This window comes from Qipengyuania sp. L-5Y, assembly GCF_056859455.1.
The window spans coordinates 428,809-451,258 of sequence record NZ_JBSXOM010000032.1 but is presented as its reverse complement, the minus strand read 5'-3'; the positions used below and the strand labels follow the sequence as shown (position 1 = coordinate 451,258).

Here is a 22,450-nt window from a genome sequence, read left to right as displayed (position 1 = left end):
CGAAAGTGTATCACCACTAGGTGAAAAGCCAAGCCAGCCCGATGGCAGTGCGAATACCTACGGCGAAAGCGGCTGCCGCTCGCCCGGTGGCCTTGAGCCACCCACAATGTAGGCGCCGGCGCAGCCAGCGGATTTCAAGCGCCAGGAACAGCAGTAGCGCAACGACAATCAGAAGCTGCGCGGCCAGTCTTGGCCCCTCGCCAGTGTTCGACGAGAGTATGGAGGTGCACACGCCCAGCGTCAGCGCCAGGGCAGCCACGGGGTAGCATTGTGCATAGAAGGGAGCCTGAAGGCCCTTGCGGGTCATCCGCCTTTTCCGCCCGCCGACCTGGCTTACGGCAAAGGCCATCGGAATGAGCGAGAAGACGGCCAGACGCAGGAGCAGGAACGAGGTATCGTCCTGGATCAGGCTCGCCAGGCCCGCCTGATCCGCGACGAACGTGTTCGTGCCGGAGTCGACCGACATGGAAATGGCCTGGGTGATCAGTATCGCGAGAAGCAGGAACAGTGGTGGACTGAGCGCATCCTCATACTGCTGTTCTTCGGGATCATGCAGTTCGCTGTCCGCATACTCCATCATCGTGATGGGCTGCGTAAGTGTTCGCCAGAGCGTGAGCGGGAAGAAGACCAGCCAGCTCATGACTTCGTAGAGAAGTTCATCGAGCGACTTCAGAAGCTGCATGAAATGCATAGGCGCCTCCCGCATGTGATAGAGGTTCCTTATGCGCGAATTTCGAGCGGCGCGGCAATGAGGTTGTTTCCGCACACACGAAAACATCCGGCGGCGAGCCCGGACTGTAATGCCTACAAAACAAGATCACGCGGCCGGGGCGAACCTTGCGCGAGACGCGCGGCGTAGCCCGGGAGCGGGATGGCGGTGGCCGGGTAGTATCGGCGCGGTTCGCGTGGCTGCCTGCCGGGCCTCGTGCGAAGGGGCGGTAAAGCCGCATCGCACGGATATTTCATGCACTGCCGGAGCCTTGAGGCGGCAGGGCATGAACACGAACCTGAACCCCGATTATACTCGAGTGCGACATGGGCAATCGGTGCGACGGGGAGGGTTCGCCTGATGAAGCGTGAGCCCCTGCCGCTGTCCGTGCGGGCGAAAGGGCCCCGCAACCGCTATCGTACTGCCTGCCGCATCCGGTGAAGGAGGAGAGGTGTCCTTGCGATCCGGATAAGGTCATCCGATCCCGATCTGGACGCCCGCGCCTTTCGCACCGGCCGCGTCGTCCTTCCGGACACCGCCGTCGCGGGCCATGGGGGCAAGGAAGGGGGTGCACCAGCTTTCGCGCCCTCCCGATCCGGCGGGGTCTATGCCGAAAAGGCGTATGAAAGTCAAGTATTTAGAGCAGAAATAGGATTGTTCGAGAGGGGGTCCTACGGCTGGTGGCGGGCATCGCTGCAGTCATCGGCGAGAGGGCGATGACGCGCCGGGCCGGGCTGGATTCCCGCCTGCGCTGGAATGACGAGGGCGGGTGTGGGACGGAGTAGGCAGCCGTACGGCTATTGGCCGAGCTGTTCCTCCAGGCTGCGGGTGCGCGATGTGATCTCTTCACCAGTATGCTTTGTTGCGGCTGGCTCGATCAGCAGCACCCAGCATTCGTCTCGTGCGACAGGATTGTGGCGGACGCCGCTGGGTACGGTCAGGAAGTCGCCCTGCTCGAGATCGACGGCTTCGTCCTCAAACTCAATTCGAAGCGATCCTTTGACGATGTAAAAGAGCTCGTCCTGCCCCTCGTGCGCATGCCACACGAATTCGCCCTTGAGCTTTGCGACCTTGAGAAGCTGATCGTTGACCTGACCGATCACCTTGGGGGACCAGTATTCCGACACCCGGTCGAATGCGGCGGCAAGCGTTGTTGGCGATAGCATTCAAACCTCCAGGATTACGCAGGGTCGAAACCGGGTCGCGCCCTGGCTCTAGATCATGCACGCCGGTCTTGCGGCAGCAGGTAGGCTGTCACTGCTCAGCTTTGGAGCCGATGACCTTTCGAAACCGCTCAGCCTGCGCCTTTGCGCTATCAATGGCCTCTTCCGAGCAATCTGCTTCTGCCAGATCATCGAGCTCGTCTGCGGCTCGTTTCACCAAGCCTTTAAGCGCGAGTTTTTCCTGCTCGGCATTCTTCAACTGATGACGAAGCTCGCGCTTTTCCTGATCCATTCGCACAAAATAAAATAGTATTTCTCGTTACACAAGAGCGACTGCTTTGGGGGTCGAAAGGTGACATTGCGCTAGACCCTTCTTGAAGGCATCGTGCTCGAATGAAGCATCCTGAAGCGCAATTCGTGGTCGAAGTGACAGCCGACGATGAGATTGTCTGTCGAGCGCCCAAGCAGGCCGAGCAGCGCATCAAGATGACAGACCTTGCTGCTGTTTATGTAGAGACCAAAGATGATGGCCCTTGGGGAGCAGACGTTTGGTGGCTTCTCAACGACAACACCGGCCAAACAAAGGTCGCTTTTCCTCAGATGGCGACCGGCGAGACGGAGGTCCTGGCTCGACTGCAACAACTGCCTGACTTTGTAATACGGGGAATGAACTCGACCGACAACACGCGTATGGAATGCTGGCCATCACCCGTCGAGTGAAAGTCCGCAATGGGGTCGTTATCTGCCCCGCTGCTTCCGGTACGGAACGTTCGAATGCGGTCAGTCCCGATCGGGTGCGCCGAGGGGGAAATAGTGGCGGTAGGGGCGTGCGTCGTCGATGCAGCGGGCGACCGGCGGCAGGGCGAGGATTTCCGCGCGCAGGGCGGTAACGCGGGGGCAGTCTTCTGGGACGCGCTCCACCCAGTCGGCATAGAATAGCGCGGGTGCTGCAGCACAGGTGACGAGGCTGACGTGGGGCGGCAGGCTGTGGTCGGCCAGCCAGCCTTCGAGCCAGCGATAGGCGCGCAGCAGGCCGGTGCGTCCGAGGTCGAGCTGCTCCGGATCGGGGTTCTGCGCATCGGCGATATAGGCGTTCACGACGAGCTGCGCGGTGCCCATCACGTAATTGTCGAACACCCGGTCCACCATCCGGGCGACGGCGGCCTCTGCCGGATCGGCGGGGATGAGCGGGGCCGGGCCAGGGTGGTGCACGGCGAGGTGTTCGACGATCGCGGTCGCCTCGATAACGGTGGCATCGCCGTCCGCTAGCACCGGGAATTTTCCCGCGGGGTGGGCCTTGCGCACGAAATCCATGTTGGCCGGGCCATCGGGCGCGCCCGGATCGACATCGCGAAATTCGAATTCTGTGCCGTTGGCGTAGAGCGGGATCAGCGCTTTCCACGTGTAGGAGCAATCCCGTAGAGTTGTATGCGCAAAATCAGTTGTGAATGACTGCTCTTGGGAATCTGAGAACCACAATCAATTGTCCGAAATTGGGGTGGAAAGCGGACGTCAGAGTTTAATCGATCCAGCCAACACTCTTTTGCGATCCACTTGTGGAAATGCCGCCATCGCCTCTGAAATTATTTGACGCCCTTCAACGGTCTCGGGCGTCTCGCAGCGGAGATCAAGCACGGTCAAAGCGGGTTTTTCGTCAATTTCGAAAGCCACGTAGTATTCGATAGCCGGATGAGACCACTCGGGGCATCCGGGCATGGAAGTGAAGATGTCTTCTGCGTTACCCGAACGAAGACGCGCTAGACTGCGGCGTAATCGAGCGGCAGTCGCTGGAGCAAGCTTGCCCTCGACCCGACTGAGAGTTTCTAGTGGCGCTTCCTTTCGGTATTCGTTGATCTCAATCTGATAGGTGTTGTCGGGGTAAATTAAGACATCGAGGTTCCGAGAGGCAGCCTCCACGCTTTCTACTTCGAAGTTCCAACCGAATCCTACATCGGCCTGCGCGAGCCGCTCATCGGTCCAGACTTCCTCGCCCAGCAAGTTTGGGGCAGAACATCCGGCTGCACAAAGTGCGATACTCGCAAGGAGAAAAGCGGGTCTCATCAGAGTCAGGATAGTAAAATCCTGAATGTCCGCAACTGGGTCGCAAGCAGATTGTCTGCTTTTATCATGTCCTAGCGATCTGCAGACGTTTTCTTTGCGGCCAGCCATTTGCATCCTCCGATAGTGGTTGCTTGCGGACGGTCTCTCGGCCTGCGAGCAATCCCGTAGAGTTGTATGCGCAAAGTCAGTCGTGAATGACTGCTCTTGGGAATTTGAGAAACACAGTCAATTGTCCGATTAGGGGTGGGAAGCGGTCGTTGCGCCACCCGAGGCGATTGGCTCAAAGTAATTGAGCTAAATCTCCGGCACGAATGAGGGCTTCACCGTGATACAATGCAAAGAAGCCCGCTAAGGTGAAGGAAACTAGCGCGATCGATGTAAGTCTATCCCACCAAACGCTTTCCGCTGGTGTGACCCATTCCGCTTTAGAGCGACGAAAAACACCCGCTACGATCATCCAGAGCACCCAATTGGCAGCAATGAACGGAAAGAGCGGCGCGCGCGGATTGACAAGAGGAACTAGCGCCAAGGTAGCAGATGCAGTCAAGCAAAGCCCGACAGCTACTGCGAAATTCCGAAATGTGATGATCCGCGCCAAGCTCACCAATCCTTCTCCTTCCGAGTAACTTTAGCTACTCAAGTTATGTCCGCAATGGGGTCGTTAGCGGATTGTCTGCTTTTATCATTTCTTAGCGATTTGCAGACGCTTTCTTCGCGGCCAGCCATTTGCATCCTCCGATAGTCGGTTGCTTTCCGACGGTCTCCGAGCCTGCGAGGAAAAGCGGTGGCCGTAGAGCGCCGGCATCACCAGGTTCCTGCCTCGATCCGCGCCCGCCGCGCCATCTCGCGCTCGCTGGTGGCAGGTTCGGGGGCGTTGGCGGGCATGGGCGGAATGGTGCCGTCCGGCTCGTAGGTGGTGATGACGGTTCCTTTGCCCGTGACGCGGTGGTCGACCAGCTTGAGCTTGCCGGCGGACATTGCGCCATCGAGCAGGCGCTTGCCCTTGCCCAGCACGATGGGGAAGGTCATCAGCACCAGCCGGTCAAGCAGGCCCGCATCCAGCAATTGCGGATAGAGCGTGCTCGAACCCTGGATCAGCAGGTCGGGGCCGTCGCTTTGTTTGAGGGCGGGCACCTCGTCGATGGCCGACAGGCGGTGCGAGTTTTCCCATTCGAGCGGCGCGTCGCTGCTGGTGAGAACGTATTTGCCCGCCTGCGTCAGCGATTCGCCCATGAAGGCATTCTCGCCTTCGACATAGGGCCAGTAGGCCGCGAAGATATCGTAGGTGCGGCGCCCCAGCAGCAGATCGTAGGGCGCACCGAACAGCGCGCCGAGCGTATCGTTGATGCCGTCGTCGTCCATGCGGAAGACCCAGCCGCTTTCGTCGAACCCGCCGGTTGGATCTTCGGTCGGGCCGCCGGGGGCCTGCATCACCCCGTCGAGCGAGACAAAGGCGGCGCCGGTCAGTTTGCGTGTCATCGGATCAGTCCCCCTTGCGTGCCGCATCGATGGCGGCGACGTCGATCTTGTGCATGGTCATCATGGCTTCGAAGGCGCGGCGTGCTTCCTCGCCGCCCGCGGCCTGCGATTGCAGCAGGGTGCGCGGGGTGATCTGCCAGCTGAACCCCCATTTGTCCTTGCACCAGCCGCAGGCGCTTTCCTGGCCGCCATTGCCGGTGATGGCATCCCAGTAGCGGTCGGTTTCGGCCTGGTCCTCGGTCACCACCATGAAGCTGACGCTTTCGTTGGGCTCGAACATGTCGCCGCCGTTGAGGCCGGAAAACGCGCGGCCGCAGACGGTGAATTCTACCGTCAGCGCATCGCCCTGTTTCCCGCCGGGGAAATCGGACGGTGCGCGAAAGATCGCCCCCACGGCGCTGTCGGGGAAGGTATCGGCGTAGAAGCGTGCCGCTTCCTCGGCATCGCCGTCGAACCAAAGGACGGTGGTGAGCTTGTCAGCCATTCTGCCGCTCCTCGATCAGTCTGGCGTCGATGGCCTTGGCTTCCTTGTAGGCCGGGCGTTCGCGCAGGCGGGCGGCGTAATCCTCGAACGCGGGTCGGCTGGGCATCGACCCGAAGGTCAGTCCCCAGTCGACCTGGCTGCCGACATAGACATCGGCCATGGTGAAGCGGTCGCCGCAGACATAATCGCGGCCCGTCATCAGCGTTTCGAACGTGTCCATCGCCTTGTCGAAGGTGCCGTAGCCGAGCATCATCTGCTTTTGCGGATCCTCGGCAGACCAGCCCATGGCGCGCGTGGTGATGGCCTGTTCGGCCGGGCCGGCGACGAAGAAGAAATAGCGAAAATAATCCGCCGTCTCTTCCGCCTTCGGGGTCAGTTCGGGGGCCTGCATCGCGCCCAGGTAATGGCAGATCGCCGCGCATTCGGTGATGACGTGATCATGCCCGTTGTGGTGGTGAATGAGGGTGGGGATCTTGCCCATCGGGTTGGCATCCAGCAGGGCCTGCGGCCTGTCGTCCCATTCGACGAGCTGGGTATCGTAATCGGCGCCCGCCTCGTGCAGCGCCCAGCGCGCGATCTGGCCGCGGCTCATCGGATTGGTGAAAAGGGTGTAGTCTGCCATGGCTTAAGCTCCTTTGCCGATGAGGCTGAACATCGCGCCTTGCGGGTCGATGGCGTTGAACACGTGTTCGCCGCCCGGGATTTCCATCGGACCGTTGATCACCTGCCCGCCGTTGGACCGCACATAGTCTGCCGCAGGCTCAATCTCGGGAACGCGGAAGTAATAGCTCCACAGGCTGGCGGGCATGTCGTCCGGTTTCTGCATGATCGCACCCAGCATGTAATCGCCGGTGCGGTACATGTCGTAGGATCCCATCTCGCCCATATCCATGCTGTCGGCCTTCTCCCAGCCAAACAGGCCGGTGTAGAATTCGTGCGCGCCCTGCCGATCGCCGCTCATCAGTTCGTTCCACGCGCAATGGCCAGGGCGCGGTTCGTATTTGGCGAAGGACTGGCTGGCTTCGCCTTCGGGCTGCATGAGATAGAAGGGCGCACCTTGCGGATCGGCGACCATGGCCATGCGGCCGACGCCTTCGAGACGGTTGGGCCCCATGAACAGCTGGCCGCCCTGTTCCTTGAGCCTAGTCAGCGCGGCGTCGATATCGGCGACCGCGATGTAGCCGATCCACGCCGGCCGTGCGCCGCCGCCGATCATGTCCTGCGTCAGTTCGAGCAGGCCGACTACCTCCACGCCGTTGGCGCTGCCAAGCCGGTAATCCATGTCGGACATGCCGCTGCCGGCGAATTTCCACCCCAGCAGCGGTTCGTAGAATGCCTGCGCGGCATCCGCATTGCTGGTCATCAGTTCGTACCAGACGAAATCACCCTGATTGTCAGCCATCGGACTTCTCCTCTCGGTTTACATCGGCGACCGCGAAATGGGCCAGCTGGTCGGCATGCGCCTTGCGGAAGGCGGGACGGTCGGTGACGCGGCGGACATAGGTTTCGCTTGCCGGCCGATCGCCGTGCTTGCGCACCAGATCGACGCGCAGCACGTCGGCCATGATGAGGTCGGCGGCAGTGAAGGTGTTGCCCACCAGCCATTCGCGTTCGGCCAGCACGGCTTCGATCTGCGCCAGCCGCTTGTCGAGCCAGCCGGTGATGCCGACGAATTCCTCGTCCGACCATGTGAGCACCACCCACGGCATGGTCACCACCTCGATCGAATTGAGCGCGGCCATGATCCACTGGAGAACCTCGATCTCGGCCTTGGGATCGGCCGGGATCAGCATGCCGCCCTTGCGGGCGAGGTGGATGACGCAGGCCCCGCTTTCGAACAGGCGCAGATCGCCGTCCTCCAGCATCGGTACCTGGCCGAAGGGCTGGCGGTCGAGGTGGTTGGTTTCGCGATCGTCGAACGCAACGGTGGTGATGCGATAGGGAAGGCCAGCCTCCTCGCACGCCCAGCGCAGCCGCAGGTCGCGCACGAAGCCGCGCGGCGTTTCGGGCACCCAGTCGAGCGTCCAGATGGTGACGGGATCGGCCATGTGTCAGCGGGCCTGCAGGTCGACTACGGGCCGGAAACCGCCCCAGAACATGCGTTTTCCGTCGAATGGCATGTCACCGCCGGGGTCATCCTCCTCCATCATCTTGGCCCAGCCGGCATCCCGGGTCGCCTTGTCGGGCCATTCCACGAAGGAGAAGACGACGTTCTCGCCATCTTCCGCCTTAACGGCGCGGCGGAAATCGGTGAGCTTGCCGTCGGGCAGATCGTCGCCCCACGCCTCGACCACGCGGGTGGCGCCATAGCCGCGGAAGACGGGCGCCATCTTTGCGGCGAGCGCGCGGTAATCCTCCTTGCGCGCTTCGGGCACGGGGACGAGATAACCATCGGCATAGTCGCCGCCGCCATCGCCTTCGTCGACCAGTGTGTCGAAGCCGCCGTAGATCATCCGCTTGCCATCAAAGGGCATGGGGTTGTTTTCGGGATCCATGCGCGGATCCGCCATCCACTCTTCCGAACGCGCCATCACATCGTCACGGTGGGCCTTGTCGGGCCATTCGACCCACGCGAAGACGATCGTCTCGTCGTCCTTTGCCTGCACGGCGCCCTGGAAATCGGTGACCTTTCCCTTGGGCACATCGTCGCCCCAGGCTTCCACGATGCGAAGGGCCCCTTCATCCTGAAACACGGCGTCGCCCAGCGTGGCGTGGGCGATGAACTTGTCTTTGTGGGCGGTGGGCACTGCAAGCACGAAACCGTCGAAATAACTCATCATCTCTCTCCTCGGGGATGGGGCGCGGGGCCGTTTATTATCGTTGGCTATGGTTTGGCGGACGGCCCCTCATGCGCGACTATTCCAAGAGTGCGGGGGCGCCTGGAACAGGGTCGCGCGACGCGCCCGTCTGGCAGCTCTGCGAATTTCCTCCGGGTCATCGATGCCTCTCCCTCTCTGGCCGACTCGCGACTTGCGATTGGTGCACCTGTGGGTTACTAAAAGCAACTATGAAGTTACAAAAAGAAACTAAACCGCGTCGGACGGATGCCGATGTGCATGGAAGGTGGTATAATGACGCCTGCGGCACGGCGTTCGGAATGGAACTGGTCGGTGAACGGTGGTCGTTGCTGATCGTAAGGGAATTGATGTTCGGCGCACTGCGGTTTTCCGCCCTTCGCGCCAATCTGCCCGGTATTTCGGCCAAAGTGCTTACCGAGCGGCTGGAAAAGCTCGAGGGGGCGGGTGTTCTGGTCCATCGTACTCTGCCAGCGCCGTCGAGCGCGCGAGTCTATGAGCTGACCCGATGGGGCTACGCGGCCGAACCGCTAATCCAGGAACTGGGGCGCTGGGCCGCGCAATCTTCGCAGCACGACCCGACGTTGCCGCTCTCGCCCACCAGCTTCCTGCTGTCGCTCCGCACGATGTTCGACAAGGACAGGGCCGCTGGACTGGCGATGCGAGTGGGTTTCAAGTTCCCGGATGTGAGCTTGGTTGCCGATCTGAAAGACGGTGCCATGGCGGTCTCCCGGACCGATGCGGACGGGTGCGAAGTGGTCTTCCATGCGCCCGACGGGCCGGCGCTGGCCGGGGCATTCTATGTCGGCATGCCACTGGCCGACGTGGGCATCCGTCTGGATGGCGATCCCGAATTGGCGGAGCGGTTCATGGACATATTCGAACTGCCCGAGAAGATCGGCTGATCCCCTTTCCCTGAAAAAAGATGGGGGCCTGATGACTCCTGCATCTGTAAAGAGGTCTTGACTGACAAGAAGTCTTTACAGTAAAGAGCTCTTGTCAGGCAGAAGGATGAGTCGTTGAAAAACCGCTTGAAGGAATTTCGCGAAACACAGGGCTGGAGCCAGGGTGAACTCGCGCGCCGGCTGGGTGTGTCCCGGCAGACGATCAATGCGGTCGAAACCGACAAATACGATCCATCCCTGCCTCTGGCGCTGCGCATGTCGAAACTGTTCGGCGTGCCGGTGCCCGAACTATTCATCGACGACTGGGAGCCACAGCCATGAACACTGCATCGACAGACCTTTCCCAGCCCCCGCACAAGGGGCGTAAACTTGCGCTGATGATCGGCGGCGGCGCGCTGACCGGCTTTTTCGGGGCGCTTGGACTGATGACGCTCATCGATAGCGGTGCGCTAGGCTCGCTCGGCCCTTCGCGCGAGATCGCATTGCTGGTGGCGATGCTGTATGCCTTCATGGGCGTGCTCGTTGGCTTCGGTGCATTGTCGCCGCGCCTTGGAGCGCGATTCCTCAACGTTCAGGATGCCGAGGAATTGCGTGAAATGAAGCAAAGCCTTTTGGCTAACGGAATTGGAAGCCTAGCCTTTGGCGGGGTGCTCGCAGTTCTCGCCTTGACCGGTCCCGGTGCTGTGCTGGCGCCCATGGCAGGCGCTGTCGCGGCAGGTGTCCTCCTCGTGATCGCGACGCTTGCATCCGTGCGATCGATGAAACATTCCGATGAATTGATGCGCACGGTTTCGCGTCAGGCAGGATCTACCGCCTTTTACCTCGTCTTGCTTTTCATAGGCGGCTGGGCGGCGTTTTCGATCTTCGGTTTTATGCCGCAGCCCCAGATGATCGACATTCTGACGCTGTTCTGGGCCATACTGATCATCGCCACTTTCGGCGTATGCGCAAAACGCGGGATGCTCGGCATGAGGTGAGCGCCTCAACAGAAGGCCAGCCTTCTCAATTCTGGCGGAAAGCCCAGCGCAGGGTCTTGCCCATGCCCCAGGTCGCAGCGCGGGCAGGGATGGCGGCAAGGCCTGGACGTTCCAGCGCAAGCATCGATCGCGCAAACGGGGGCAAGAGGGCAACCGCTTCTGCGCCCAGCAGGGCCTGAACAGCAGGGGGCGAACCTGGCGGCTTCTGCGTCAGGACCAGTTGGGCGATTTCGCGTGCAGCTGGCGAAGCGGTGAGATCGGTGCGCAGGTCGCGAAAGATCGCTTCGGCCTCGCGCCGGTCGATCGGTACCGGATCGGCGCCCAGAGCCCGGGCGATCACAGCGAACTGGCGGTAATATTCATCCTGTTCGCTGCCGGGCATGTCGGGGCGGACGTGGCGCAGATAGGCTGCCAGAAAGCTGGTCGCTTCCGCAACATGGACCCAGGCGAGCGTGCGGGGATCGGTAGCGGAGTATGCCGTGCCGTCGGGCAGGGTGCCGCCGACCTTGGCGTGAATGCGGTTGACGCGGTCGACCGCAGCCATCGCATCGTCCCGATGGCCGAAGGTCGTCACGGCGATGAAACGCGCAGTCCGGCGCAGGCGCCCGTGCATGTCCGTGCGGAAGTTCGAATGATCGAGCACGCCCTGCAGCGCATGCGGGTGGAGCATCTGCAGCAGCAGTCCGCGCACCCCGCCGACCATCATGGCGACGATGTCGGCATGGACCATCCGGATCGGCGAATCCTTTGGAAACAGCGCTTCATCGGATGTCGGCACCGGCTGCTGGCCGCTTTCGACATCGTTGAAAACGCCGCGTATACGCTCGACCAGCTTGAGGCGCAGACGTTCGGAAAGCGGGGTCGGTGGCATCGCGGGCGATTATGCGGCGGGGCGGACGGCGAGTCGAGAGCGGCTTGGGGCCCACAGCGATTTCGTTGCTTGCAGCCACCTATCCATCCGTCTAACCCGCCAACAAGATGAATGACATGACCGACAAGACCTTCGACGCATCCGCCAAAACCGTGCTCGCCGCGCCCGACATTACTGTGGACGTTCGCGAAACCTTCGGGATCGATATCGACTGGCAGGTTCCGGCGTTTTCAAAGCCCGACGAACGCACGCCCGATCTGGACGAAAACTATGTTTTCGACCCGGACACGACCTTGGCGATCCTGGCCGGATTTGCACATGATCGGCGCGTGATGGTGCAGGGCTATCACGGTACGGGCAAGTCGACGCATATCGAGCAGGTTGCCGCGCGTCTCAACTGGCCTTGTATCCGCATCAACCTCGATGCGCATATCAGCCGTATCGACCTGGTCGGCCGCGATGCGATCGTGCTGCGCGACGGGCTGCAGGTTACCGAATTCCGCGAAGGTCTGCTGCCCTGGGCGCTGCAGCACCCGGTCGCGCTGGTCTTCGACGAATACGACGCTGGCCGCCCGGATGTGATGTTCGTGATCCAACGCGTGCTGGAACAGCAGGGCAAACTTACCTTGCTCGACCAGAACCGCGTGATCCGCCCCGATGCGAATTTCCGCCTGTTCGCCACCGCCAATACGGTTGGCCTCGGCGACACGTCGGGCCTGTATCACGGCACGCAGCAGATCAACCAGGGGCAGATGGACCGCTGGAACATCGTGGTCGCGCTGAATTATCTGCCGGCCGAAACCGAACAGAAGATCGTCGAGGCGAAGAACCCCGAAACCGATCCCAAGCTGGTTGCCGACATGATCAAGGTTGCCGACCTGTCGCGGCAGGGCTTCATCAATGGCGACATTTCGACCGTCATGAGCCCGCGTACCGTCATAACCTGGGCGGAGAATGCGGCGATCTTCAGGAATGTCGGCCTCGCCTTTCGCCTCAGCTTCCTCAACAAATGCGATGAGGAAGAACGGATGCTGGTGGCCGAATATTATCAGCGCGTTTTCGGCGAGGACCTGCCCGAAAGCGTAGTCGGCAAGAGTTAAGCTTGCGCCCCCTATCATTGGCTGTGTTGTTGGGTTAACACAGTAGGCGATGGGCGTTCTCGATTCCCTTTTGCGCAGATCCGCTCCGGAGGCGGACCACCCGCCGCATCGCGGATATTACGCGACGCATGACGCTCTCGATTACGACGACTGGGACGATCGGCTGGATCGGGTCGACCATGCTCTCGATGCCGAGGAGAAGCGGCGCCGGCGGTGGTGGCAGCGCGATTACTGGCTTGGCCGCCGCAAACGCTGGTGGGCCAGCCACATCCTTGCCGCCATCATCGGCCTGTTCATACTGCTGGTCGCATGGCTGGCGATTACCGCGCCGCTTTCCAAATCGCTCGAGCCGATTGCCGCGCCGCAGATCACGCTGCTGGCAGCGGACGGGACGCCGATTGCCCGCAACGGCGCAATCACGGACGAGCCGGTCGAAGTGTCGCAGCTTCCACCGCATGTGGTCGAGGCCTTTCTGGCGACAGAGGACCGGCGATTCTATTCGCACTGGGGCGTGGATCCGCGCGGGATCGCGCGCGCCGCGTTCACCGGGACGGGCGGGGGCAGCACTATCACTCAGCAGCTGGCCAAATTCACCTTTCTGTCGCCGGAGCGCACGCTGACGCGCAAGGCGCGCGAGGCGCTGATTGCATTCTGGCTGGAAAGCTGGCTGACGAAGGACGAAATCCTCAGCCGCTATCTGTCCAACGCCTATTTCGGGGACAATGTGTATGGCCTGCGCGCAGCGAGCCTGCATTATTTCTACCGCCGGCCGGAGAACCTGAAACCCAATCAGGCCGCGATGCTGGCCGGCCTGCTGCAGGCGCCGAGCGCCTATGCCCCGACGAAGCATTATGCGCGGGCGGAGAAGCGCATGCGGGTCGTGGTCCAGTCCATGGTCGATGCAGGATACATTACCGAAGCCGAGGCGCGGCAGATGAGGCCGCCGACGCTGGACGTGCGCGCGCGCAACGAATTGCCCACGGGCACATATTTCGCCGACTGGGCGCTGCCGGAAGCGCGCGAGCTGACCGAGCAGGGCTATTCCCGCCAGACACTGACCACCACGCTGGACAGCCGGTTGCAGAACATCGCCCGGCGGGTGACCCAGAATGCTCCATTGGGCGGGGCACAGGTGGCGCTCGTCGCGATGCGTCGCAATGGCGAGGTCGTAGCAATGATCGGGGGCAAGGATTACGCGAAATCGCCCTTCAATCGCGCCACGCAGGCCAAGCGCCAGCCGGGATCGACCTTCAAGCTGTTCGTCTATCTTGCCGCGCTGCGGGCAGGGTGGAGCCCGCAGGACAGGATCGCGAATACGGAGATCACCGAAGGCAGTTATCGCCCCAAGAATTCCCGCGGGCGCTATTCGGAAAGCCTGACGCTGGAAGAAGCGTTTGCGCAATCGAGCAATGTCGCAGCGGTGCGCCTGCTGGGCGACGTCGGTAGCGCCAAGGTGATCGCGACCGCCCGTGATCTGGGCGTTACCGCACCACTGCCGGAAGGCGATCCGAGCCTGGCGCTGGGAACATCGACCATGTCGCTGCTCGAACTGACGTCCGCCTATGCGGCGATCGCGGCCAATGAATATCCGGTAGAACCGCATGCGTTCGCGCGGCCGGAACGGGGCTTCTTTGCCAATCTGTGGGATGGACCTTCGAGCTTTTCATCTTCCACCCAGTCGGAAATGGAACAGATGCTGCGTGCAGCCATCAATAACGGAACGGGGCGGGCAGCAATGCTGTCGGGCCCCAATTTCGGCAAGACCGGCACAACGCAGGACAATCGCGATGCACTGTTCGTCGGCTATGCCGGTGACCTGGTTGTGGGCGTGTGGATCGGGAACGACGACAATTCCCCGCTGCAGGGCGGGATCAGCGGCGGGGGCCTGCCTGCGCGGATCTGGCGCGATTTCATGAACAGCGCGATGAATGTCAGGGGTGTGCCAAGCCAGCCGAAGCCGCGCGAACAGGCGGACCCGGGAACACCGATCGAGCCGCTGGACGTGCCCGATCTCGGCGATATTCCCCTCGGGGACGGAAATTCGCGCCTGCGCATCCGCGAGGGCGAAGCGGTACTGTCGACCGAGATCGATGGTATCCCCGTCGATATCAGCGTGGGCGATCAGGGCGTGGCGGTCGACGAGGCGGCGATCGAGGAAGCGCGCAGACGTGTAGACGAAAGACGGTTTGAAGCCCGGAACCGGCGCGAAGAAAGCGCAGGGTCGGGCGGCGCGGCGAATTAGCCGGAAGGTTCGGCCATCAGGACGTTCATCACCGCGGTGGCGATGGGCCGGGCCGGATCGTCCTGCCAGGCTTCGACCGTGATGTTCGCGCTACGGCGGCCCAGCTTGGTAATCCGTCCGCGTGCATAGCTGGTGCGGCTCTTGCCGGCGGCGAGATACTGTACCGTGATATTGATCGGCTTGAGAACGGCCTCGCGCTCCAGCCGGGCGAGTTCGGCACGCAGCGCTGCATAGCCTGCCGTTTCGAGCAAGCCGCCGGTCGCGCCGCCGTGGTAGTGATCCGGCCGGCCCTCGACCATCTCGTCGAAGGAAACGGCCATGATCGGCGTGCCGTCTTCCCAGCGGTCCAGCGCAATGCCGAGCGAGCGGGCGTAAGGCGTCAGCGCTTCGATATCGGGAATGTCCGTCATGTCAGAGCCTCGCCGTGGGGGCGATCTTCATGAAGACCGCCTGGATATGGGCTACCGGATCATCCGCATCGCCATCATGGGCGAGGCCGCGCACGAAAGCGGCGCTGCGCGTCAGGCGATAGCATTGCGATCGGCCGAAGACGCTGGCCCCTTCGCGCGCGGGGCGGACGTAATCGACGCGCAGGTCGAGCGTCGCGATGGCAGTGAATTCGTCCATGGCGCGCCAGATGGCCATGCCGCTAGCCATATCCATCAGGCTGAGAATGGGACCCGATGCCAGGACGCGTTGCCCGTCTTCGCCGAGCAGGTCTTCGCGCCAGGGCAGTTCGAGTTCGACCCAGTCGTCGCCGTGGTCCGAATATCTGAGACCGAGCCAGCCTGAATGACCGCGTCCGGTGAAGAACGCGGTGGCCTTGGCCGGATCGAATTTACGGTCCTGTTCGCTCATGATGGAAGGGCGATAGCGAGGCTGCAGGCAAGTTGACAGGGTGTTTGTGAAGCCGCCGTGGCCGCTATCAAAAGCCGCCGCCCGCCAGCGTGTCGATGGCGCCCTGAAGGATCACTGCCGCGGCATGGCTGTCGATCCTTGCGGCCCGTTTGCTGCGGCTCATGTCCTGACCGATCATGGCCGCTTCCGCGCTGGAAGTCGACCAGCGTTCGTCCCACAGGAGAACCGGCAATTCCAATGCCGCGGAGAGGTTCCTCGCATAGGCGCGGCTGGCCTGCGCGCGCGGACCTTCGGTTCCGTCCATGTTGCGGGGCAGGCCGATGACGAGGCCACGAATAGAGCGTTCCGTAGCAAGCGCGCGCAAGATGCCGCAATCCTTGGTAAACTTGCCGCGCGCGATCGTTTTGCCCGCGGTCGCATATCGCCACCCCGCATCGCAGGTCGCAACGCCGATTGTCTTCGTGCCGAGGTCGAGACCGAGCAGCGCGCCACCTTCCGGTAGCACGTCGCCATAGGTCAGGGCGTTGTCCGTTACGAGGCCTGCGCCGCCGTCCATGCCTTCACCCGTGTAACGACGTCTTCCTGCAGGTTCTTCCAGAACAGGGGAATGTCGTAGACATGATAATTACCGCCCGGAAGGACGCCTTGGCCGAGCTCCGGCGGATCGCCGATATAGAGCAGGCCGTTCTCGCCACAGCGCGCGGAAACGACGCCTGCGACCAGTTCACCCTTTGACAGGTTTTGATCGGGGATCAGCGTGCCGAGATTGGCGCTGGCGGGAGCCGAGCCCCCGGTGGCCCCCGTTAGCGGGTTGACGCACAGGATCGGCCCGGTGCCGCGCGGCTGACCATCGTAGCCAACGGTTGCTTCGTAGCGGCGCATGATCAGATCGGCATCGCCATCGTCGGAAAATGCCGACCAGGCGAGCAGGCACTGCGCTTGGCCAGCTGATGCACAGGCCGGGAATGGCAGCGCGGGAAGATCGTGTTCGACCGACACCGGCCACCCCGGGGCATAGACGGCAGCGATGCGCGCCTCGAGCGGCGTACCGGCAACCTTTTCCTGTAGTAGCCGCAGAACATGGGAAGCGCCCTGACTGTGCCCGGCTAGTACGATCGGTTTGTTTTCGTCCACGCTGTCGATGAAATAATCGAAGGCCTGGGCGACATCGGCATAGGCCGCATCGATGGCCTGCTGCGCTTCGGGCTTGTCGGTCAGGAAAGCCCCTGCGGCCGCCTGCCGGTATTTGGGCGCCCAGAGTTCATCCGCGCGATTGAACGGGCTGGCGAGCCCTTGAAGGAAGATGCGCGCACGATTGTTGGTGGTCGCATCGTCGATCTTGGAATTCCAGTCGCCACCGGCCTGAATGTAACTGGTGGGAGGCACGAAGAAGACCGCATATTCGGGCAGCGTCTGTGGATCGGCCGCCTCGCCGGTGACGGTGCCGGTAGTCTGCAGAGGGTTGCCTGCATCGAGGCTCTGCTCGGCAGCCGGGGCTTGTGGCGAAGGATCCTGATCGGCCGGATCGGGCGCGGTTTCCGCGATGGCAGGCTGGTAGCGCGAAGGATCGTTCGTGCCGAGACCAGGCCGCGAATACCACATGTTCGGGTCCTGATAGGCGTTTTCGGCGAACGGTTCCTGCTCGACGAATTCGCCGCGGGGCACGAAGGCGATTTCAGTCGCCTCGCGAGACCAGATCGACAGTGCGATTGCTCCCAAGATGACCAGAACGATGCAAACGGCAATAAAATACAGAAACTTACGCGCCATTCGTGGCAACCTCTTCACGTTTGTTTTCATGCGCCTGTTCCGCCCGGCGTTCCAGCGCGACCTTGATCATCGCCAGTAGGGGGTCGGCGAGGAAAAGGCCGAGAATGCCGAACAGAATGCCCATGATCAGCTGGAATGCGAGCACGAGCGCGGGGGCCAGATCGACGGTCTTCTTCGCAATCATCGGGATGATTACATAGCCATCGAAGTTCTGGACGAAGAAATAGACGGTGATGGTGTAAATACCCATTTCCACCCCACCGGAAAAGCCCACCAGAACCATCAGCAGACCTGAGATGATCGCGCCCAGATTGGGAATGAAAGCGAGCAGGCCGGTTAGGATGGCGAGCAGTGCTGCCATCGGCACTGCGCCAATGCCAACCATTGGCGCGACCACACCGAGCATGATGTAGGTAAAAACAGCCTCGACCAGCATGCCGAGGAGGCGACCTGCCATCAGCCGGCGCATCGTCTTGCCCATGCGGGCAAGGGTGACATGGAAACGATCCCGTTTTTCGCTTGGCAGCATCCAGGCGACGCCGCGTTCGTAGAGTTGCGGGTCGATCGCGACATAGACGCCGATTACGAGGATGAGGACTATCGTTGCCAGCCCGCCGACGAGCCCGCTCAGCGCGCGTGTAACGGTGCTGATCCCGCTGCCGATATTACCGAGATAGTCCTGCAATTGCGGCTGGTTGATTTCAAAACCCTGCGAACGCGCCCAGGAGATCAGTTCACCCACCTGGCGCTCGATAATCTCGGGAAACTGGGCTGCTTCCTGCGAAATCGTTGACCCGGCGAAATATCCGAGCCACGCCAGAAAGGCGACGGTTGCGGCCAGTACGATCGCGACGCGCCATGCGCGCGCGATGGGAAGGGCACGGCCAAGCAGACGAGCGCCGCCATCGATCATGGACGCGAAAACCATTGCGCCGAAGATCACCAGTAGCGGGCGAGCAATCCAGACCGCCAGCGCCACCGCGCCGACGACACCCACCCAGACGACGGCGCGCGAAATTTCCTGACGAATATGCGGGTCGTTGATGCGGGAGGGGCTGGTGCCGAGGTCCGCTTCGTGGATATCCTGCGTCTTATCGGCCATGCGCGCCCCCTGTATTGTGTGGCTTTAGCGCTCGGGAGCGGGTTTTCGTTCCGCAATGGCGGGACGCAGGGTCGACCAGGCGCGCCCTTCGCGCAGGCTGGTCCACCAGCTGATCGGATTGATCGTGGTCGTACCGTCGAGCGAGAAGGTGATGAACTCGGCACGTCCGCCGATATTTTCGAGCGGAATTGGGCCCAAGAGGCCGCGCGGGTGGTTCAGTTCGCGGCTGTCTGCCGAGTGATCGCGATTGTCGCCCATCACGAAGACATGATCTTCGGGAACGGTGATTTCGGGGAAGTTGTCCAGATCCTGATTCTGGTGGTCGATGATGAGATAGGTTGCGCCATTGGGCAGGGTTTCGCGCATCACGGGTACGCGGCAAATAGGTTTGCCATCGGCGTTGGTAGAGCGGAAGTCGTCGAAACCGAAGCCGTCGCAGCGCGAGTTGGCATCGAGCGGCAGGGCAATGGCGGGTTCGACCTTCTGTTCGACCGGGGTGCCGTTGAGGATGATCTGGCCGTTGCGTACCGCGATCCGGTCACCCGGGAGTGCAACGACGCGCTTGATGTAATCCTCATCGCGTTGCGGGTGCACGGGAATGACGATGTCGCCATATTCCGGGGTCGAGCCGAACAGGCGCCACTTGCCACGCGGGGCAAGGTGAAAGCTGATCGACGACCAGTTCCAGCCGTAGGGATATTTGCTCACCACCAGCCGGTCTCCGACCAGCAGGTTCGGCATCATCGATTCCGACGGGATATAGAATGGCTTCGCGATGAAGCTGTGAAACGCGAAAACAGCCAACAGCATCAAGGCCAGACCGCGGATTTCCGCGATCCAGTCGACCTTGTCGTCAGCTTTCTTTTTCTTTTTGCTGGTGTCGTTCACTGCCGGTGTGCCGGTGGTCACTTGGGTAGGGCCTCGATGATGACGTAGGCCTGAGCCCATGGGTGATCGTCGGTGAGGGTGAGGTGTATGCGCGCCTCATGGCCCTCTGGCACCATTTCCGCAAGCACGATTGCGGCGCCGCCCGTCAGCGAAAGCGTAGGCGCACCCGATTTCGCGTTCACCACGCCGATGTCCTTCATGAAGACCCCGCGCCGGAATCCCGTGCCAACTGCTTTCGAAAAAGCTTCCTTGGCCGCAAAACGCTTGGCGTAAGTGCCGGCGATGGTGAAGGGACGGCGGCGGGCCTTGGCGCGCTCGATCTCGGTAAAGACGCGATTCTCGAACCGCTCGCCAAAACGATCCAGCGAATTCTGGATCCGCTCTATATTACACAGGTCGGAGCCCAGGCCGATGATCATGAGCGTGCCTCGTCCATTAGATCGCGCATGCGCCGAACTGCCGTTTCCAGGCCGACGAACACTGCCTCGCCGACGAGATAGTGGCCGATATTGAGTTCGGCGAGTTCGGGGATCGCGGCGACAGGTTTTACGTTCTCATAAGTCAGGCCGTGCCCGGCATGCGGCTCGATCCCCATCTGGCGAGCCATCTTCGACATGGTGGCGATGCGTTCGAGTTCGCGCGCTTCGCGCTCTTCATCACTGTCGAGCCCGGCATGGGCATATTCGCCGGTATGAAATTCGACCACCGGCACACGCAGGAGTTGGGCCGCTTCCAACTGTCGTTCGCTCGCTTCTATGAACAAGGACACGCGGATGCCGTTGTCGGCCAGCTTCCACACGATGGGCGCGAGCTGATTGTGCAACCCCGCCGCATCGAGCCCGCCTTCGGTCGTCCGTTCTTCGCGCTTTTCGGGCACGATGCAGGCGGCATGCGGTTTGTGGGCGAGCGCGATGGCCAGCATTTCCTCGGTCGCCGCCATCTCGAGGTTCAACGGAAGGTCGGTGGCCTTTTGTATGCGCTCGAGGTCCGCATCGCGAATGTGGCGACGATCTTCACGCAGATGCGCCGTGATGCCGTCCCCGCCGACCTGCGCCACGATTTCTGCCGCACGGACGGGGTCCGGATGATCGCCGCCGCGCGCATTCCGGATGGTTGCCACGTGATCGATATTGACGCCCAGTCTCAGGCGTGGGGGATGCGGCAGATCGATCAAGCTGCCCTGCTTCCGGGCTTGGTCACCGGGATGGCTGCCAGATCGGCGGGAATTTCGTCTTCCGCGTATGTTGGAAAGTTGATGTCCACGAGCGGATAGAAAGGCACGCCGAGATCGGCCGCGCCGTTCGAGCGATCGACCAGCGCGACTTCGGCAACAACTTCGCCGCCTTCGCGACTCACGGCCGCGATCGCCTCGCGGCTGGAAAGTCCGGTCGTGACGACGTCTTCGACCATCAAGACCTTCGCCCCCGGTTCGAGGCGGAAGCCACGGCGAAGGTGAAACGTGCCTTCGGGCCGTTCGAGGAACATGGCATCCTTGCCGAGGGCGCGGCCCATTTCCTGGCCGATAATGATGCCGCCCATGGCCGGGCTGATGACCACATCGATCTGGTTGCGCAGTTCGCGAGGGATTTTCTGGGCGAGGGCAAAAGCGAGCCTGCCCGCCCTTTCCGAATTCATAAGTACGCGCGCGCACTGGAGATAATGCCCGCTGTGGCGCCCGCTCGAAAGCTTGAAATGGCCTTCGAGGAGAGCTTCGCTGGCGCGGAATTCGGAGATAATTTCGTCTTCAGTCATGATGCCTGCGTCCAAAGCGCGTCGCGCACATTTTCGCAAGAGGCAAAGGTGCGTGCACATTTTTATCGGCCAGCCGCTTGAGGCAAGCGCGATCCCTGCCTATAGGGCGGGCGCAACCGGGCCCTCGCAGGGGCGCGTCTTGCCGCGTACGCGAGATTCGCGCAGTGTGGCAGGCCCGGAACGAGACACGACACGAAAGAGTGCCAAGACGATGAAAATTCTCGGCTCCCTCCACGGGTTCCACCGGATTGTCGCCAGCCTTACGATGGCGGCGATGCTGGCTTTCGGCGCGCAGGGCGCGATGGCACAGGATGCCACCGAAACGACTGCGGCGCAGCAGACTGAAGAAGTCGCTGCGGCCGATGTTGCGCAAGCTTCGAGCGAGGATGTCGGCCCCGGTGCCGATGCCTACACGCCGATGAAGCCGACCGAAGGCAAGGGCATGCCGATCGCCAAGGCAATCGATGTCCAGCAGCAGTTTTCGCCGATCGGCCACCAGGCGAACGCCCTTCACATCGGGCTGGTCTGGATCATGGTCATCATCAGCCTGTTCGTGCTGGCCCTGTTCGTCTGGGTCATCCTCAAATATAACAAGCGCTCCAATCCGGTGCCTTCGAAGACCAGCCACAACACGCTGATCGAAGTGATCTGGACTGTCGTTCCGGCGTTGATCCTGCTCGGCATCGCCGTGCCTTCGATCGGCCTGTTGAGCGCGCAGTACAAATCGCCGCCCAAGGATGCGATCACCATCAAGGCCATCGGCTATCAGTGGTACTGGGGCTATTCCTATCCCGACAACGGCGAGTTCGAAGTCGTTTCGAACATGCTGAGCAAGGAAGAAGCCGACGCGGTGGGCGAGCCCCATCAGCTGGCCGTCGACAATCGTATGGTCGTTCCCGCCGGTGTACCGATCCGTCTGCAGACGACTGCGGCCGACGTGATCCACTCGTTCGCGGTGCCGAGCCTGTGGTTCAAGCTCGACGCGGTCCCCGGACGCCTGAACGAAAAGATGCTCTTCATCGACGAACCCGGCGTCTATTATGGCCAGTGTTCGGAACTGTGCGGTGCGCGTCACGGCTATATGCCGATCGCGATCGAAGCGCTGCCGATGGATCAGTACAATGCCTGGGTCCTGGCCCAGGGTGGCACCATCGCCGGTGCCGAAGAGGAAGATGCGGCAGCAGAACCTGCCGCCGCTCCGCTGCAGCAACCCGAAAGCGCCGAACCCGGCGCTCCCGGGGCAGGCGCTGCTCCTGTCGCACCGACCGCTTAAGATTTACGATTAGCTCGAGAG

At 61.9% G+C, this 22,450-nt stretch carries 30 protein-coding genes; 7 read left to right on the top strand and 23 right to left on the bottom strand.

Going from position 1 to position 22,450, the window contains the following annotated elements; all coding sequences use genetic code 11:
• Positions 1–16: 16 nt before the first annotated feature.
• The 4 genes from AC13F2_RS15905 to AC13F2_RS15890 all read right to left on the bottom strand — a co-directional run bounded on the left by AC13F2_RS15905 (position 17) and on the right by AC13F2_RS15890 (position 2,164).
• Positions 17–691 (bottom strand): hypothetical protein, encoded by a 675-nt coding sequence (locus AC13F2_RS15905; RefSeq protein WP_482964874.1) that lies wholly within the window; start codon positions 689–691, stop codon positions 17–19.
• A 492-nt stretch (positions 692–1,183) separates the two neighbouring features.
• Positions 1,184–1,342 carry a hypothetical protein gene (locus AC13F2_RS15900; protein ID WP_482970476.1) on the bottom strand — a complete coding sequence of 53 codons (159 nt, stop codon included), beginning with the start codon at positions 1,340–1,342 and terminating at the stop codon, positions 1,184–1,186.
• A 164-nt stretch (positions 1,343–1,506) separates the two neighbouring features.
• The gene (locus AC13F2_RS15895; protein WP_482964875.1) at positions 1,507–1,875 is read right to left on the bottom strand and encodes a cupin domain-containing protein; all 369 of its coding nucleotides are present in this window, start codon (positions 1,873–1,875) and stop codon (positions 1,507–1,509) included.
• An 88-nt stretch (positions 1,876–1,963) separates the two neighbouring features.
• Positions 1,964–2,164, bottom strand: a complete 201-nt coding sequence (locus AC13F2_RS15890; RefSeq protein WP_103024323.1) for a hypothetical protein — start codon at positions 2,162–2,164, stop codon at positions 1,964–1,966.
• 101 nt (positions 2,165–2,265) lie between these two features.
• Between AC13F2_RS15890 and AC13F2_RS15885 the strand changes: the two genes are divergently transcribed.
• Positions 2,266–2,592 carry a hypothetical protein gene (locus AC13F2_RS15885; protein ID WP_482964876.1) on the top strand — a complete coding sequence of 109 codons (327 nt, stop codon included), beginning with the start codon at positions 2,266–2,268 and terminating at the stop codon, positions 2,590–2,592.
• Positions 2,593–2,652: 60 nt separating this feature from the next.
• Here the strand turns inward: AC13F2_RS15885 and AC13F2_RS15880 are convergent, their stop codons facing one another.
• The 9 genes from AC13F2_RS15880 to AC13F2_RS15840 all read right to left on the bottom strand — a co-directional run bounded on the left by AC13F2_RS15880 (position 2,653) and on the right by AC13F2_RS15840 (position 8,673).
• Entirely contained in the window at positions 2,653–3,351 is a 699-nt protein-coding gene (locus AC13F2_RS15880; protein WP_482964877.1) for a glutathione S-transferase family protein, read from the bottom strand.
• Between the two features lie 33 nt (positions 3,352–3,384).
• Positions 3,385–4,041 carry a hypothetical protein gene (locus tag AC13F2_RS15875; RefSeq protein WP_482964878.1) on the bottom strand — a complete coding sequence of 219 codons (657 nt, stop codon included), beginning with the start codon at positions 4,039–4,041 and terminating at the stop codon, positions 3,385–3,387.
• A gap of 172 nt (positions 4,042–4,213) precedes the next feature.
• Positions 4,214–4,531 (bottom strand): hypothetical protein, encoded by a 318-nt coding sequence (locus AC13F2_RS15870; protein ID WP_482964879.1) that lies wholly within the window; start codon positions 4,529–4,531, stop codon positions 4,214–4,216.
• Positions 4,532–4,737: 206 nt separating this feature from the next.
• Positions 4,738–5,412, bottom strand: a complete 675-nt coding sequence (locus AC13F2_RS15865) for a dihydrofolate reductase family protein (RefSeq protein ID WP_482964880.1) — start codon at positions 5,410–5,412, stop codon at positions 4,738–4,740.
• A 4-nt stretch (positions 5,413–5,416) separates the two neighbouring features.
• Entirely contained in the window at positions 5,417–5,896 is a 480-nt protein-coding gene (locus AC13F2_RS15860; protein WP_482964881.1) for a VOC family protein, read from the bottom strand.
• Positions 5,889–6,518, bottom strand: a complete 630-nt coding sequence (locus tag AC13F2_RS15855) for a glutathione S-transferase family protein (RefSeq protein WP_221598580.1) — start codon at positions 6,516–6,518, stop codon at positions 5,889–5,891. The genes AC13F2_RS15860 and AC13F2_RS15855 overlap by 8 nt, the downstream gene beginning before the upstream one ends.
• A gap of 3 nt (positions 6,519–6,521) precedes the next feature.
• Positions 6,522–7,298, bottom strand: a complete 777-nt coding sequence (locus tag AC13F2_RS15850) for a VOC family protein (protein ID WP_482964882.1) — start codon at positions 7,296–7,298, stop codon at positions 6,522–6,524.
• Entirely contained in the window at positions 7,291–7,944 is a 654-nt protein-coding gene (locus AC13F2_RS15845; RefSeq protein ID WP_482964883.1) for a glutathione S-transferase family protein, read from the bottom strand. Before AC13F2_RS15845 ends, AC13F2_RS15850 begins: the two co-directional genes overlap by 8 nt.
• A gap of 3 nt (positions 7,945–7,947) precedes the next feature.
• Positions 7,948–8,673, bottom strand: coding sequence for a DUF1428 domain-containing protein (locus tag AC13F2_RS15840; RefSeq protein ID WP_482964884.1), 726 nt, complete (start codon positions 8,671–8,673; stop codon positions 7,948–7,950).
• Between the two features lie 320 nt (positions 8,674–8,993).
• On the opposite strand from AC13F2_RS15840, the gene AC13F2_RS15835 reads away from it, so the two are divergent.
• The 3 genes from AC13F2_RS15835 (at position 8,994) to AC13F2_RS15825 (ending at position 10,573) form a co-directional block, all read left to right on the top strand.
• On the top strand, positions 8,994–9,596 hold the full coding sequence (locus AC13F2_RS15835; protein WP_482964885.1) for a winged helix-turn-helix transcriptional regulator: 603 nt from the start codon (positions 8,994–8,996) through the stop codon (positions 9,594–9,596).
• A gap of 114 nt (positions 9,597–9,710) precedes the next feature.
• A complete protein-coding gene (locus AC13F2_RS15830) occupies positions 9,711–9,917 on the top strand; it encodes a helix-turn-helix transcriptional regulator (protein ID WP_482964886.1) in 207 nt (68 codons plus the stop codon).
• Entirely contained in the window at positions 9,914–10,573 is a 660-nt protein-coding gene (locus AC13F2_RS15825) for a hypothetical protein (protein WP_482964887.1), read from the top strand. The genes AC13F2_RS15830 and AC13F2_RS15825 overlap by 4 nt, the downstream gene beginning before the upstream one ends.
• 25 nt (positions 10,574–10,598) lie before the next feature.
• Here the strand turns inward: AC13F2_RS15825 and AC13F2_RS15820 are convergent, their stop codons facing one another.
• On the bottom strand, positions 10,599–11,444 hold the full coding sequence (locus AC13F2_RS15820) for an oxygenase MpaB family protein (RefSeq protein WP_482964888.1): 846 nt from the start codon (positions 11,442–11,444) through the stop codon (positions 10,599–10,601).
• A gap of 107 nt (positions 11,445–11,551) precedes the next feature.
• Here AC13F2_RS15820 and cobS point away from each other — a divergent pair, with 107 nt between their 5' ends.
• Positions 11,552–12,544: a cobaltochelatase subunit CobS gene (gene cobS, locus AC13F2_RS15815; RefSeq protein ID WP_103024335.1), complete on the top strand. Its 993-nt coding sequence runs from the start codon at positions 11,552–11,554 to the stop codon at positions 12,542–12,544.
• A 49-nt stretch (positions 12,545–12,593) separates the two neighbouring features.
• Entirely contained in the window at positions 12,594–14,786 is a 2,193-nt protein-coding gene (locus tag AC13F2_RS15810) for a transglycosylase domain-containing protein (RefSeq protein ID WP_482964889.1), read from the top strand.
• Here the strand turns inward: AC13F2_RS15810 and AC13F2_RS15805 are convergent.
• From AC13F2_RS15805 to pyrE, 9 genes are all read right to left on the bottom strand, one after another.
• On the bottom strand, positions 14,783–15,196 hold the full coding sequence (locus tag AC13F2_RS15805; RefSeq protein WP_482964890.1) for a PaaI family thioesterase: 414 nt from the start codon (positions 15,194–15,196) through the stop codon (positions 14,783–14,785). The genes AC13F2_RS15810 and AC13F2_RS15805 overlap by 4 nt on opposite strands.
• Before the next feature lies 1 nt (position 15,197).
• Positions 15,198–15,644 (bottom strand): PaaI family thioesterase, encoded by a 447-nt coding sequence (locus tag AC13F2_RS15800; protein ID WP_103024338.1) that lies wholly within the window; start codon positions 15,642–15,644, stop codon positions 15,198–15,200.
• Positions 15,645–15,711: 67 nt separating this feature from the next.
• On the bottom strand, positions 15,712–16,200 hold the full coding sequence (gene ruvX, locus AC13F2_RS15795; RefSeq protein ID WP_103024339.1) for a Holliday junction resolvase RuvX: 489 nt from the start codon (positions 16,198–16,200) through the stop codon (positions 15,712–15,714).
• Entirely contained in the window at positions 16,176–17,414 is a 1,239-nt protein-coding gene (locus AC13F2_RS15790; protein WP_482964891.1) for a DUF3089 domain-containing protein, read from the bottom strand. The genes ruvX and AC13F2_RS15790 overlap by 25 nt, the downstream gene beginning before the upstream one ends.
• Positions 17,404–18,516, bottom strand: coding sequence for an AI-2E family transporter (locus AC13F2_RS15785; RefSeq protein ID WP_103024341.1), 1,113 nt, complete (start codon positions 18,514–18,516; stop codon positions 17,404–17,406). Before AC13F2_RS15785 ends, AC13F2_RS15790 begins: the two co-directional genes overlap by 11 nt.
• 24 nt (positions 18,517–18,540) lie before the next feature.
• On the bottom strand, positions 18,541–19,464 hold the full coding sequence (gene lepB, locus AC13F2_RS15780) for a signal peptidase I (RefSeq protein ID WP_196845801.1): 924 nt from the start codon (positions 19,462–19,464) through the stop codon (positions 18,541–18,543).
• Positions 19,422–19,823 (bottom strand): holo-ACP synthase, encoded by a 402-nt coding sequence (gene acpS / locus AC13F2_RS15775; RefSeq protein WP_103024343.1) that lies wholly within the window; start codon positions 19,821–19,823, stop codon positions 19,422–19,424. The genes lepB and acpS overlap by 43 nt, the downstream gene beginning before the upstream one ends.
• On the bottom strand, positions 19,820–20,575 hold the full coding sequence (locus tag AC13F2_RS15770; protein WP_435304227.1) for a pyridoxine 5'-phosphate synthase: 756 nt from the start codon (positions 20,573–20,575) through the stop codon (positions 19,820–19,822). The genes acpS and AC13F2_RS15770 overlap by 4 nt, the downstream gene beginning before the upstream one ends.
• A complete protein-coding gene (pyrE, locus tag AC13F2_RS15765; RefSeq protein ID WP_482964892.1) occupies positions 20,575–21,156 on the bottom strand; it encodes an orotate phosphoribosyltransferase in 582 nt (193 codons plus the stop codon). The genes AC13F2_RS15770 and pyrE overlap by 1 nt, the downstream gene beginning before the upstream one ends.
• A 211-nt stretch (positions 21,157–21,367) precedes the next feature.
• Here pyrE and coxB point away from each other — a divergent pair, with 211 nt between their 5' ends.
• Positions 21,368–22,429: a cytochrome c oxidase subunit II gene (gene coxB, locus AC13F2_RS15760; RefSeq protein ID WP_482964893.1), complete on the top strand. Its 1,062-nt coding sequence runs from the start codon at positions 21,368–21,370 to the stop codon at positions 22,427–22,429.
• Positions 22,430–22,450 lie beyond the last annotated feature (21 nt).

What these genes read in the sequence shown, in the direction of transcription:
- AC13F2_RS15785 (WP_103024341.1), bottom strand. Translation starts at nt 18,516, where the DNA reads ATGGCCGATAAGACGCAGGATATCCACGAAGCGGACCTCGGCACCAGC.
- acpS (WP_103024343.1), bottom strand. Translation starts at nt 19,823, where the DNA reads ATGATCATCGGCCTGGGCTCCGACCTGTGTAATATAGAGCGGATCCAG.
- AC13F2_RS15805 (WP_482964890.1), bottom strand. Translation starts at nt 15,196, where the DNA reads ATGACGGACATTCCCGATATCGAAGCGCTGACGCCTTACGCCCGCTCG.
- AC13F2_RS15885 (WP_482964876.1), top strand. Translation starts at nt 2,266, where the DNA reads ATGAAGCATCCTGAAGCGCAATTCGTGGTCGAAGTGACAGCCGACGAT.
- pyrE (WP_482964892.1), bottom strand. Translation starts at nt 21,156, where the DNA reads ATGACTGAAGACGAAATTATCTCCGAATTCCGCGCCAGCGAAGCTCTC.
- AC13F2_RS15810 (WP_482964889.1), top strand. Translation starts at nt 12,594, where the DNA reads ATGGGCGTTCTCGATTCCCTTTTGCGCAGATCCGCTCCGGAGGCGGAC.
- ruvX (WP_103024339.1), bottom strand. Translation starts at nt 16,200, where the DNA reads ATGGACGGCGGCGCAGGCCTCGTAACGGACAACGCCCTGACCTATGGC.
- AC13F2_RS15800 (WP_103024338.1), bottom strand. Translation starts at nt 15,644, where the DNA reads ATGAGCGAACAGGACCGTAAATTCGATCCGGCCAAGGCCACCGCGTTC.
- AC13F2_RS15875 (WP_482964878.1), bottom strand. Translation starts at nt 4,041, where the DNA reads ATGGCTGGCCGCAAAGAAAACGTCTGCAGATCGCTAGGACATGATAAA.
- AC13F2_RS15840 (WP_482964884.1), bottom strand. Translation starts at nt 8,673, where the DNA reads ATGAGTTATTTCGACGGTTTCGTGCTTGCAGTGCCCACCGCCCACAAA.
- AC13F2_RS15890 (WP_103024323.1), bottom strand. Translation starts at nt 2,164, where the DNA reads ATGGATCAGGAAAAGCGCGAGCTTCGTCATCAGTTGAAGAATGCCGAG.
- AC13F2_RS15820 (WP_482964888.1), bottom strand. Translation starts at nt 11,444, where the DNA reads ATGCCACCGACCCCGCTTTCCGAACGTCTGCGCCTCAAGCTGGTCGAG.
- cobS (WP_103024335.1), top strand. Translation starts at nt 11,552, where the DNA reads ATGAATGACATGACCGACAAGACCTTCGACGCATCCGCCAAAACCGTG.
- AC13F2_RS15845 (WP_482964883.1), bottom strand. Translation starts at nt 7,944, where the DNA reads ATGGCCGATCCCGTCACCATCTGGACGCTCGACTGGGTGCCCGAAACG.
- AC13F2_RS15855 (WP_221598580.1), bottom strand. Translation starts at nt 6,518, where the DNA reads ATGGCAGACTACACCCTTTTCACCAATCCGATGAGCCGCGGCCAGATC.
- AC13F2_RS15860 (WP_482964881.1), bottom strand. Translation starts at nt 5,896, where the DNA reads ATGGCTGACAAGCTCACCACCGTCCTTTGGTTCGACGGCGATGCCGAG.
- AC13F2_RS15835 (WP_482964885.1), top strand. Translation starts at nt 8,994, where the DNA reads ATGGAACTGGTCGGTGAACGGTGGTCGTTGCTGATCGTAAGGGAATTG.
- AC13F2_RS15895 (WP_482964875.1), bottom strand. Translation starts at nt 1,875, where the DNA reads ATGCTATCGCCAACAACGCTTGCCGCCGCATTCGACCGGGTGTCGGAA.
- lepB (WP_196845801.1), bottom strand. Translation starts at nt 19,464, where the DNA reads ATGGGCTCAGGCCTACGTCATCATCGAGGCCCTACCCAAGTGACCACC.
- AC13F2_RS15825 (WP_482964887.1), top strand. Translation starts at nt 9,914, where the DNA reads ATGAACACTGCATCGACAGACCTTTCCCAGCCCCCGCACAAGGGGCGT.
- AC13F2_RS15905 (WP_482964874.1), bottom strand. Translation starts at nt 691, where the DNA reads ATGCATTTCATGCAGCTTCTGAAGTCGCTCGATGAACTTCTCTACGAA.
- AC13F2_RS15790 (WP_482964891.1), bottom strand. Translation starts at nt 17,414, where the DNA reads ATGGCGCGTAAGTTTCTGTATTTTATTGCCGTTTGCATCGTTCTGGTC.
- AC13F2_RS15865 (WP_482964880.1), bottom strand. Translation starts at nt 5,412, where the DNA reads ATGACACGCAAACTGACCGGCGCCGCCTTTGTCTCGCTCGACGGGGTG.
- AC13F2_RS15850 (WP_482964882.1), bottom strand. Translation starts at nt 7,298, where the DNA reads ATGGCTGACAATCAGGGTGATTTCGTCTGGTACGAACTGATGACCAGC.
- coxB (WP_482964893.1), top strand. Translation starts at nt 21,368, where the DNA reads ATGAAAATTCTCGGCTCCCTCCACGGGTTCCACCGGATTGTCGCCAGC.